Source organism: Pseudomonas sp. FW215-R2, assembly GCF_058789255.1.
The window spans coordinates 15,057-26,495 of sequence record NZ_JBYTBO010000014.1; the positions used below are offsets into that span (position 1 = coordinate 15,057).

General features: G+C 60.9%; 9 protein-coding genes. 6 read left to right on the forward strand and 3 right to left on the reverse strand.

Annotated features, from left to right (window positions below; all coding sequences use genetic code 11):
• Nucleotides 1–131: 131 nt before the first annotated feature.
• The 6 genes from AC3WRD_RS19385 (at nucleotide 132) to AC3WRD_RS19410 (ending at nucleotide 9,608) form a co-directional block, all read left to right on the forward strand.
• On the forward strand, nucleotides 132–1,475 hold the full coding sequence (locus AC3WRD_RS19385; RefSeq protein WP_096818411.1) for an imelysin family protein: 1,344 nt from the start codon (nucleotides 132–134) through the stop codon (nucleotides 1,473–1,475).
• 155 nt (nucleotides 1,476–1,630) lie between these two features.
• Entirely contained in the window at nucleotides 1,631–3,058 is a 1,428-nt protein-coding gene (locus AC3WRD_RS19390; RefSeq protein WP_102620745.1) for a di-heme oxidoreductase family protein, read from the forward strand.
• A 26-nt stretch (nucleotides 3,059–3,084) separates the two neighbouring features.
• The gene (locus AC3WRD_RS19395) at nucleotides 3,085–4,149 is read left to right on the forward strand and encodes an imelysin family protein (protein WP_096818414.1); all 1,065 of its coding nucleotides are present in this window, start codon (nucleotides 3,085–3,087) and stop codon (nucleotides 4,147–4,149) included.
• Between the two features lie 14 nt (nucleotides 4,150–4,163).
• The gene (locus tag AC3WRD_RS19400) at nucleotides 4,164–5,264 is read left to right on the forward strand and encodes a DUF1513 domain-containing protein (protein WP_102620746.1); all 1,101 of its coding nucleotides are present in this window, start codon (nucleotides 4,164–4,166) and stop codon (nucleotides 5,262–5,264) included.
• Nucleotides 5,265–5,410: 146 nt separating this feature from the next.
• Entirely contained in the window at nucleotides 5,411–6,559 is a 1,149-nt protein-coding gene (locus tag AC3WRD_RS19405; protein WP_096818418.1) for an efflux RND transporter periplasmic adaptor subunit, read from the forward strand.
• Nucleotides 6,560–6,572: 13 nt separating this feature from the next.
• Nucleotides 6,573–9,608, forward strand: a complete 3,036-nt coding sequence (locus AC3WRD_RS19410) for a multidrug efflux RND transporter permease subunit (protein WP_102620747.1) — start codon at nucleotides 6,573–6,575, stop codon at nucleotides 9,606–9,608.
• Between the two features lie 67 nt (nucleotides 9,609–9,675).
• Here the strand turns inward: AC3WRD_RS19410 and AC3WRD_RS19415 are convergent, their stop codons facing one another.
• From AC3WRD_RS19415 to AC3WRD_RS19425, 3 genes are read right to left on the reverse strand one after another with little or no spacing between them, the layout of a single operon-like run.
• Nucleotides 9,676–9,903, reverse strand: a complete 228-nt coding sequence (locus tag AC3WRD_RS19415) for a hypothetical protein (protein ID WP_102620748.1) — start codon at nucleotides 9,901–9,903, stop codon at nucleotides 9,676–9,678.
• Nucleotides 9,904–9,905: 2 nt separating this feature from the next.
• The gene (locus tag AC3WRD_RS19420; protein ID WP_102620749.1) at nucleotides 9,906–10,619 is read right to left on the reverse strand and encodes a lipopolysaccharide kinase InaA family protein; all 714 of its coding nucleotides are present in this window, start codon (nucleotides 10,617–10,619) and stop codon (nucleotides 9,906–9,908) included.
• Between the two features lie 4 nt (nucleotides 10,620–10,623).
• Nucleotides 10,624–11,292: a class I SAM-dependent methyltransferase gene (locus AC3WRD_RS19425; RefSeq protein ID WP_096818423.1), complete on the reverse strand. Its 669-nt coding sequence runs from the start codon at nucleotides 11,290–11,292 to the stop codon at nucleotides 10,624–10,626.
• Nucleotides 11,293–11,439 lie beyond the last annotated feature (147 nt).

Below are 11,439 nucleotides of genomic sequence, written 5' to 3' on the forward strand. Positions count from 1 at the left end.
GCAAACCCCGCGCGAATAGGAAATATTTCCAGCCACAACCCTTTACACATAATGCGAAAGATTTGCATTATGTCGCAGCTTTTGCGCACCCCCGCGCCTGTCCACTCAATTACCGAAGCAGGATGTTCGCCATGATTCGTATGCCTCTGGCTACCGCCAGTCTGCTGGCCATCGCTATTTCCCTCGCCGGTTGCGGCGAAGGCAAAGACAAGGCCGCCGCTCCAGCAGCGCCGACGCCAGCCGCCAGCACCGCCGCGCCGGCGGCTCCTGCCACTGCCGGTAAAGTCGACGAGGCCGCTGCCAAGGCTGTGGTCGCACACTACGCCGACATGGTCTTCGCCGTTTACAGCGATGCCGAATCCACCGCGAAAACCCTGCAGACCGCTATCGACGCTTTCCTCGCCAAGCCGAACGCCGACACTCTGAAGGCCGCACGTGCAGCCTGGGTTGCCGCCCGCGTTCCTTACCTGCAGAGCGAAGTGTTCCGCTTCGGCAACACCATCATCGACGACTGGGAAGGTCAGGTTAACTCCTGGCCTCTGGACGAAGGCCTGATCGACTACGTCGACAAATCCTACGAACACGCACTGGGCAACCCGGGCGCCACCGCCAACATCATCGCCAACACCGAAGTACAGGTCGGCGAAGACAAGGTCGACGTCAAGGACATCACTCCGGAAAAACTCGCCAGCCTGAACGAGCTGGGCGGTTCCGAAGCCAACGTTGCCACCGGCTACCACGCCATCGAATTCCTGCTCTGGGGCCAGGACCTGAACGGCACCGGCCCTGGCGCCGGCAACCGTCCAGCTTCGGATTACCTGGAAGGCGCTGGCGCCACCGGCGGTCACAACGATCGTCGTCGTGCCTACCTGAAAGCCGTGACCCAACTGCTGGTCAGCGACCTGGAAGAAATGGTCGGCAACTGGAAGCCGAACGTGGCCGACAACTACCGCGCCACCCTGGAAGCCGAACCGGCCGAAAGCGGCCTGCGCAAAATGCTGTTCGGCATGGGCAGCCTGTCTCTGGGCGAGCTGGCTGGCGAGCGCATGAAGGTGTCCCTGGAAGCGAACTCCCCGGAAGACGAACAGGACTGCTTCAGCGACAACACCCACAACTCGCACTTCTACGATGCCAAAGGCATTCGTAACGTTTACCTGGGCGAGTACACCCGCGTCGACGGCACCAAAATGACCGGTGCCAGCCTGTCGTCGCTGGTGGCCAAGGTTGACCCGGCTGCCGACACCGCCCTGAAAGCCGATCTGGCCGCTACCGAAGCCAAGATCCAGGTCATGGTCGATCACGCCAACAAGGGTGAGCACTACGACCAGTTGATCGCCGCCGGCAACACCGCTGGCAACCAGATCGTTCGTGACGCCATCGCCTCGCTGGTCAAGCAGACCGGTTCGATCGAAACGGCGGCCGGCAAGCTGGGTATCAGCGACCTGAACCCGGACAACGCCGATCACGAGTTCTGATCAAGCGCGTCTGACTGAACAAGGCGACCTCCGGGTCGCCTTGTTCGTTCTGGCTGACCTGACGTGTATCAAGCAAACGATAATTCCTCTTATTCAAACCCCCTCGCCCTGTTAGACTTTGCGCCTTTAAATTCGCCCCTCTTGCAGGAAGTCTGATGCCCTCGCTGCCTCTTCGCTTGTCCGCACTGTTTCTGGCCCTGGGCCTGAGTGCCTGCGATGACGCCCCGCGTTTCACCAAGGCCGAGCCCGGCGAAGCCCGCTCCGGCGGCACCGCGACCGTACGCAAGACGGGTCAGAATTCATTTTCCCTGCCCTCCGCGAATCTTCCGCCCTCGCGTCGGGTGGACTTCAGCGTCGGTAACAGCTTCTTTCGCAGCCCTTGGGTGATCGCACCGTCGACCACCACCGCCCGCGACGGCCTCGGCCCGTTGTTCAACACCAACGCCTGCCAGGGCTGCCACATCAAGGACGGCCGCGGCCATCCGCCGACGCCGGATGCGCCCAACGCCGTATCGATGCTGGTGCGCCTGTCGATTCCCGATGCGCCGCAGTACGCCAGATTGATCGAGCAGGTCGGCGTGGTGCCGGAGCCGGTCTACGGTGGGCAGTTCCAGGACATGGCCGTGCCCGGCGTTGCGCCGGAAGGCAAGGTGCGGGTCGATTACACGCCAGTGCCGGTGCGCTTCACGGACGGCACCGAAATCGAACTGCGCAAGCCGGTCTTGCAGATCACCCAACTCGGCTACGGCCCGATGCACCCCGACACACGTTTCTCCGCACGCGTTGCGCCACCGATGATCGGCCTGGGTCTGCTCGAAGCCATCCCCGAAGAAGCGATTCTCGCCAACGCCGCCGCGCAGGCCAAAGAAAACAACGGCATCAACGGCCGGCCCAACCGCGTCTGGGATGACGCACAGCAAAAGACGGTCATGGGGCGATTTGGCTGGAAAGCCGGCCAACCGAACCTCAATCAACAAAATGTTCACGCGTTTTCTGGTGATATGGGCCTCACCACGAGCCTGAGACCGTTTGATGACTGCACTGATGCGCAAATCGCCTGCAAACAGGCGCCGAATGGCAATGGCCCGGACGGCGAACCTGAAGTCAGCGACAACATCCTGCGCCTGGTGCTGTTCTACACCCGCAACCTCGCCGTTCCCGCACGCCGTGGCGTCAACGATGCTCAGGTGCTGGCCGGCAAGAACCTGTTTTTCCAGGCTGGCTGTCAGTCCTGTCACACGCCGAAATACACCACCGCCGCCAACGCGGCCGAACCTGAACTGGCCAATCAAGTGATTCGCCCGTACAGCGATCTGCTGCTGCATGACATGGGCGAAGGCCTGGCCGACAACCGCACCGAATTCCAGGCCAGCGGCCGCGACTGGCGCACCCCGCCCCTTTGGGGCATCGGCCTGACGCAGGCGGTCAGCGGCCACACTCAGTTTCTGCATGACGGCCGCGCCCGCAACCTGCTCGAAGCTGTGCTCTGGCATGGCGGCGAAGCCAAGGCGGCGCAGCAACAGGTTTTGTCTTTCAATGCCGAGCAGCGTGCCGCGCTGCTGGCGTTTTTGAATTCACTTTAAACACTTAAAAGAATCGGGAGCCCGACATGTTCCGTCCCAAGCTGTTGTTCACCAGCCTTGCCGCACTGGCCCTCGGCGCGTGCTCGCCGCAGGATCCGCAAGCCGTCACCTCCGCCGCCATCGCCAAATCGGTGATCCTGCCGACTTACACCCGCTGGGTCGAAGCCGACAAGCAACTGGCTGTCAGCGCCCTCGCCTACTGTCAGGGCAAGGAAAACCTGGAAACCGCCCGCGCCGACTTCCTGCACGCGCAGAAAGCCTGGGCCGAGCTGCAACCGCTGCTGATCGGTCCACTGGCCGAGGGCAATCGCTCGTGGCAGGTGCAGTTCTGGCCGGACAAGAAAAACCTGGTCGGCCGTCAGGTCGAGCAACTGGTCACCGCCCAGCCGCAGATCGATGCCGCTGCACTGGCCAAGTCCAGCGTCGTGGTCCAGGGCCTGTCGGCCTACGAGTACATCCTGTTCGACGCCAAGCCTGACGTGGCCAACGACGCGCAGAAAGCCAAGTACTGCCCGCTGCTGGTGGCCATTGGCGAGCGCCAGAAACTCCTGGCCGAAGAGATCCTCAGCAGCTGGAACAACACCGACGGCATGCTTGCGCAGATGAGCAAGTTCCCGAACCAGCGCTACGCCGATTCCCACGAAGCGATCGCTGATCTGCTGCGGGTACAGGTCACCGCCCTCGACACCCTGAAGAAAAAGCTCGGTACGCCAATGGGCCGCCAGAGCAAAGGCGTGCCGCAACCGTTCCAGGCCGACGCGTGGCGCAGCCAGTCGTCTCTGACGGCCATGGAAGCCAGCCTCGCCGCCGCCAAGACCGTTTGGGAAGGCGTCGACAACAAAGGCCTGCGCGGCTTGCTGCCAACTGAGCAGAAACCATTGGCGGACAAGATCGACGCCGCTTACGCAGCCTCGCTCAAACTGTTCGGTAGCACTCAACGCTCGCTGACTGAAATGCTCGAAGACGACGCCGGTCGCCAGCAACTCAACGACATCTACGACAGTCTCAACGTCGTCCATCGCCTGCACGAAGGCGAACTGGCCAAGGCGCTGGGCATCCAACTGGGCTTCAACGCCAACGACGGTGACTGATGAGGGCAAGTGCCATGCTGCGACGCCAGGCTCTGACTTTAGGTAGTTTGCTGCTGGGAGCAGTGACACTGGGCGGCTGGACGCTGTTCAAGCGCAAGGATCAGAGCCCGCTGCTGCTGTCGGCGCGGGACGACACCGACGGCAAGCACTACGCCGTCGGCTATCGGCTGGACGGCAGGCGAGTGTTCGCCACCGAAGTCGGTCAGCGCTGCCACGACATCATCAATCACCCGACGCTGCCGATCGCGCTGTTCGTCGCCCGGCGTCCGGGCACCGAGAGCTACCTGATCGACCTGCGCGACGGTGCGTTGTTGCAGACCGTGTCCTCGCAGCCGAACCGGCATTTTTACGGCCACGCGGTGATCCACCACAGCGGCGATTACCTGTACGCCACCGAGAACGACACCACCGATCCGGGCCGCGGCCTGCTCGGGGTGTACAAGTTCGAGGGTGAACGGCTGGTGCACAGCGGCGAGATTTCCACCCACGGTCTCGGCCCGCATCAAGTGTCGTGGATGCCCGACGGTGAAACCCTGGTGGTGGCCAACGGCGGGATCCGCACCGAAGCCGAAAGCCGGGTCGACATGAACCTCGACGCCATGGAACCGAGCCTGGTGCTGATGCAACGCGACGGCACCCTGCTGAGCAAGGAAACCCTCGCCCAGTCGATGAACAGCGTGCGGCACCTGGGGATCGCCGGCGACGGCACCATCGTCGCCGGCCAGCAATTCATGGGGCCTTCCCAGGAGCGTTCCGAGTTGCTGGCGATCAAACGTCCGGGCCAGCCGTTCGTGGCGTTCCCGGTGCCGGAGCATCAGTTACAGTCGATGGGTCATTACACCGCCAGCGTTGCCGTACACAGCGACCTGCGTCTGGTGGCGCTGACCGCACCGCGTGGCAACCGCTTCTTCATCTGGGATCTGGACAGCGGCGAAGTACGCCTCGATGCACCGTTACCCGACTGCGCCGGTGTCGGTGCGGTGAAGGACGGTTTTGTCGTGACCTCGGGGCAAGGACGTTGCCGTTATTACGATTGCCGCCAGGACGAACTGCTGGCCAAACCGCTGGATTTGCCCGCAGGGCTCTGGGACAACCATCTTCATCTGATGGCCTGAAATTCGCCGCCGACCGCTCGGTCGGCGGCACCGCTTTTCTACACCTTCCTCCATCACACCCTGTAAAAACTGGCAGTTGGAATCCCTGCCGGAGTCGGGGTAATGTGCCCGCCTGTCTCGCCTGATTTTCTCCAAGGAACTGGAATATGCTGCGTCGCCGCATGCTGATCATGTTGGGTGTTGTACTGCTGATCGTTCTGCTCCTCGCCGGTTACAAGGCCTTCTCGATCTACACGATGATCCAGGGCTTTGCCAAACCGAAGCCGCCGATCAGCGTCGCCGTGGCCACCGCCGCCGAGCGCCCGTGGCAGATGCGCCTGCCTACCGTCGGCACGCTCAAGGCGCTGCAGGGTGTCGAGCTGAGCCTGGAAGTCGCCGGCACCGTGACCGAACTCAAGTTCGAATCAGGCCAGAAGGTCAAGGCCGGGCAACCGTTGCTGCAACTCGACAGCGCCGTCGAATCCGCACTGCTGGAAACCGCCAAGGCCGACCTCGGTCTGGCGCAACTGGACTTCGGCCGTGGCAGCCAGCTGGTTGGCAGCAGTGCTATTTCAAAAGGCGAGTACGACCGACTCTCGGCGGTCCTGCAAAAGAACAAGGCCACGGTCAATCAGCTCAATGCATCGCTGGCAAAAAAACGCATTTCCGCACCGTTCAGCGGCACCATCGGTATCCGTCAGGTCGACGTCGGTGACTATCTCGCCAGCGGCACGAAAATCGCCACCCTGCAGGATCTGAGCAGCCTCTACGCCGACTTCTATGTGCCTGAGCAATCAGTGCCGAAGCTGGCCATCGGTCAGCCGGTGCAGATTTCGGTTGCCGCCTATCCCGGGCAGAACTTCCCTGGCGCGATCAGCGCGATCAACCCGATTGTCGAAAGCACCACCCGCAACATTCTGGTCCGCGCGACGCTGGCCAATCCCGACGGCAAGTTGCTGCCGGGCATGTTCGCCAGCCTTGAAGTGCTGCTGCCGGACCCGCAGAAACACATCGTCGTGCCGGAAAGCGCGATCACCTACACCCTTTACGGCAACTCGATCTACGTGGTCGGGCAGAAGAAAGCCGAGGACGGCAGTGTCGAGAAAGACGACAAGGGCCAACCGGTACTGATCGCCGAGCGCCGTTTCATTGAAACCGGTGAGCGCCGCGAGGGGCTGGTGATGATCAACAAGGGCGTGCAGAGCGGCGAACAAGTGGTGACGGCCGGCCAGATCAAACTGGACAACGGCGCGCACATCGCCATCAGCGACGACAAGACCCTCGGCGAGCAGAACAGTCCGCGCCGCGCTGACTGATCAAGGAATCCTCATGGCCTTTACCGATCCGTTCATTCGCCGCCCGGTGCTCGCCACCGTGGTCAGCCTGCTGATTGTGCTGCTGGGCTTCCAGGCCTGGAGCAAGCTGCCGCTGCGCCAGTACCCGCAAATGGAAAACGCCCTGATCACGGTGACCACCGCCTACCCCGGGGCCAACGCCGAAACCATCCAGGGCTACATCACCCAGCCGATGCAGCAGAGCCTGGCGAGCGCCGAGGGCATCGACTACATGACCTCGGTCAGTCGGCAGAACTTCTCGGTGATTTCGATCTACGCACGCATCGGTTCCAACAGCGACCGCTTGTTCACCGAACTGCTGGCCAAGGCCAACGAGGTGAAAAACAAACTGCCACAGGATGCCGAAGACCCGGTACTGAGCAAGGAAGCCGCCGATGCCTCGGCACTGATGTACATCAGCTTCTTCAGCAAGGAACTGAGCAACCCGCAGATCACTGACTACCTGTCCCGGGTGATCCAGCCGAAACTGGCGACGCTGCCAGGCATGGCCGAAGCCGAGATTCTGGGTAACCAGGTGTTCGCCATGCGCCTGTGGATCGACCCGGTGAAACTCGCCGGTTTCGGCCTCAGCGCCAGCGACGTGAGCAACGCGGTGCGCCAGTACAACTTCCTCTCCGCCGCCGGCGAGGTAAAAGGCGAGTACGTGGTTACCAGCATCAACGCCAACACCGAACTGAAGTCGGCCGAGGCCTTCGGCAAGATTCCGCTCAAGGTCAGTGGCGACAGCCGTGTGCTGCTCAGCGATGTGGCGCGGGTGGAAATGGGTGCGGAGAATTACAACTCCATCAGCTCCTTCGGTGGTACACCCTCGGTGTACATCGGGATCAAGGCGACGCCCGGCGCCAACCCGCTCGACGTGATCAAGGAAGTGCGCAAGATCATGCCCGAGCTGGAGGCCCAGTTGCCGCCCAACCTCAAGAGCGAGATCGCCTACGACGCGACGCTGTTCATCCAGGCCTCCATCGACGAGGTGGTGAAAACCCTGTTCGAAGCGGTGCTGATCGTGATCGTGGTGGTGTTCCTGTTCCTCGGCGCCCTGCGTTCAGTGGTGATCCCGGTGGTGACCATTCCACTGTCGATGATCGGCGTGATGTTCTTCATGCAGATGATGGGCTACTCGATCAATCTGCTGACCCTGCTGGCGATGGTGCTGGCGATCGGTCTGGTGGTGGACGATGCCATCGTCGTGGTGGAAAACATCCACCGACATATCGAAGAAGGCAAGACACCGCTGGACGCCGCACTTGAGGGCGCCCGGGAAATCGCGATGCCGGTGGTCTCGATGACCATCACCCTGGCAGCGGTGTATGCGCCGATCGGTTTCCTCACCGGGCTGACCGGGGCACTCTTCAAGGAGTTTGCGTTGACTCTGGCCGGGGCCGTGGTGATTTCCGGCATCGTCGCCCTGACCCTGTCACCGATGATGTGTGCCTTTCTGTTGCGACATGAAGAAAACCCCAGCGGACTTGCCCACCGCCTCGACCGGATCTTCGAAAACCTCAAGCGACGCTATCAGAGCATGCTCCACGGCACCCTCAACACCCGGCCAGTGGTGCTGGTGTTCGCAGTGATCGTGCTGTGCCTGATTCCGGTACTGCTCAAGTTCACCAAATCGGAACTGGCGCCGGATGAAGACCAAGGCATCATTTTCATGATGGCCAACGCGCCGCAACCGACCAACCTCGATTACCTGAACACCTACACCGACGAGTTCGTGAAGATCTTCAAGGAATTCCCGGAGTACTACTCCTCGTTCCAGATCAACGGCTACAACGGTGTACAGACCGGTATCGGCGGTTTCCTGCTCAAACCGTGGAACGAGCGCAGCCGTACACAGATGCAGATTCTTCCCGAGGTGCAGGGCAAACTCGGCAACATCCCGGGGTTGCAGATCTTCGGTTTCAACCTGCCTTCCCTGCCCGGCACCGGCGAGGGTCTTCCGTTCGAATTCGTGATCAACACGGCCAATGACTACGAGCTGTTGCTGCAGGTGGCTGACCGGATCAAGAAGCGTGCGATGGAGTCGGGCAAGTTCGCGTTCGTCGACCTTGACCTGGCCTTCGACAAACCGGAGGTGGTGGTCGATATCGACCGCGCCAAGGCGGCGCAGATGGGCGTGTCGATGCAGGATCTGGGCGGTACCCTCGCCACCCTGCTTGGCGAAGCGGAGATAAACCGTTTCACCATCGAGGGTCGCAGTTACAAGGTCATCGCCCAGGTTGAACGGGCCTACCGCGACAATCCGGACTGGCTGAACAACTACTACGTGAAAAACACCCAGGGCGAGCTGTTGCCGCTGTCGACCCTGATCACCGTGACCGATCGGGCACGACCGCGACAGCTCAACCAGTTCCAGCAGCTCAATGCGGCGAAGCTGTCCGGGTTCCCACTGGTCAGCATGGGCGAGGCCATCGACAGCGTGGTGCAGATCGCCCGGGAAGAGGCACCCGCCGGTTTTGCTTTCGATTACGGCGGCGCTTCACGGCAGTTCGTACAGGAAGGCAGCGCGCTGTGGGTCACCTTCGCGTTGGCGCTGGCGATCATTTTCCTGGTGCTGGCGGCGCAGTTCGAGAGTTTCCGCGACCCGCTGGTGATCCTGGTGACCGTACCGCTGTCGATTTGCGGGGCGCTGATTCCGCTGTTCCTCGGCTGGTCGAGCATGAATATTTACACCCAGGTCGGGCTCGTGACACTGATCGGCCTGATCAGTAAACACGGGATCCTGATCGTCGAATTTGCCAATCAACTGCGCAAGGAAAAGGGCCTGACGCCCCGTGAAGCGGTCGAGGAAGCGGCGGCGATTCGCTTGCGACCCGTCCTGATGACCACCGCTGCCATGGTGTTCGGCATGGTGCCGTTGATCCTCGCCAGTGGCGCGGGTGCGGTGAGCCGCTTCGATATCGGGACGGTGATTGCCACCGGGATGTCGATCGGGACGTTGTTTACGCTGTTCGTCTTGCCCTGCGTCTACACCGTGCTGGCCAAACCCGATCCCAAACCCTCCACCTGACCGCCGCTTCCACACAAGCATAAAAAAAGGCCTCGCATGTGCGAGGCCTTTGGCTCTTGTAGACGTTTCAACTCTGCGGCCTCATCCCTTGAGAAAGTCCGAACATGAACAGCAGCAAATCATGGTCGGGCTTGGTTGCCACGGAGGCTTTCGCCACCCGCGGCATCGGACAATGGGCATCATTGGTCGATGCCCCGATCACTTGCATGCGTGGCTGTTCCCAGGCCGCCACCGCCAAAGATGCAACTGCCAAGGCTCCTACCAGAAACAAACCTCGCGCAATTTCTAGTTTCATCGCTATAAACCTTTGATAGCGCTGCCAAACGCCGTCTCATAAAAATAGACGAGTTTCTTCCAGTCCGTAGGGCTGAACGACGAGTGGCGGCGCAATTGTTTCATGTCATGGGAGGCCGCGCGATGAGCGGTCAGGCGTTGACGGCACTTTTCCAGATCGATCAGGGCCACTTCGACTTTGGCTGACTCACCCTCGCCGGTGACGCGGACAAATACGTGCTTGATGTAAATGCAGCTGTGCTGCCAGCGCCCCTTGTGCATGCGAGCCAGGTTCTCCGCGAGATCCTTGAGTACACGCTCATACACCGCTTCACCGTACTGCTCGCGGCCGCCTGCCGCTTCCCAATGTTCAAGCTCCTGAAAGCCGTCCAGCGACTTGGTGACCAGCAACGCCCGCCACTTGTGCTGCGGGTCAGGCTGAGCACCGCAAAAGACAATTTCCGGTACCCGGACGCCAAGTTTGGTTACACCGGTCAGTGCATCCAGTTCACGCAAAACAGTCGGTCGCCCGAACGGGTGCAGCCAACTGCGATAGATATGGCCTGTCTGGCGTTTGGCATACAGCAGTTGACCATCGCGCCCCACCACCCGCTGTACACCACTTTCCCCACCACGACGCACGTTGGGTTCTTCCACCCATTCACCGCGCTGGTTCCAGTAGTAGTCAAAGCGATCCTGGGGAGCGACTCCCGTTTCTGCTGCAAATTGCACTGCCATCCTCTTACCTCTTGCGTAGTACGTAAACTCGCCACATGGCATAGAGCGGAATAAAGTCCAGTTGTTCCTGGATCCTGAATCCTGCCTCTTCGAATTCCTTTTCAACCGTAGCGGCCGGTAGCACAAATCGATTCTGGTAACCTTCCTGCCCGCGTTTTTTCTCGGCGCGCTTGCGTTTCCAGGCTTTGAAATTGCCATCTACCCACAACGAAATGATCACACTGTCCCGGGTAACGCGTTCGAACTCACGCAAAATCGTCTGCCGATGCTCGGCCTCGCCGATGTGGTGCAGCAGACGCATGCAGAAAATGCTGTCCACGGAGTTGTCAGGCAACGCAATGTCGAACGCCGAAGTGTGCAAGGGTTGTACCCGTTTCACCACATCCGCCGGTTGGGCCTGCATCGCCGTCTTGATCATCGACTCGGAATTGTCTGCCCCGATGATCACCCGATTGGGCTTTTCTGCCAGCAGTGGCCAGAAACGCCCGGCACCGCACGGCAGATCCAGCACCAGCCCCGGCTCACCGACCAGGGTCAGTGCCTTGCGAGCCAACTGCTGATCTCGCCAGTTGGACAAACGACGCCCCAGACCATCCTGATGCTTGCGCAGGTATTTCTGCGCGTGGTTGTCGTCGTACTTTTCGGAAAAATCGAGTTTGATCGGGCCGGCCATCGTCGGGACTCCTGAATGCTGATAGCTCCACCTTAGGCACGGGAGTGTCAGCGTCAGGTCATCCCTTTGTGAAAAAAACGTCGCGTAAACCCCCGAACTATTTCAAGGTTATACAGGATTCGTTCAGGTTGGCAGCTTTTTTACGTC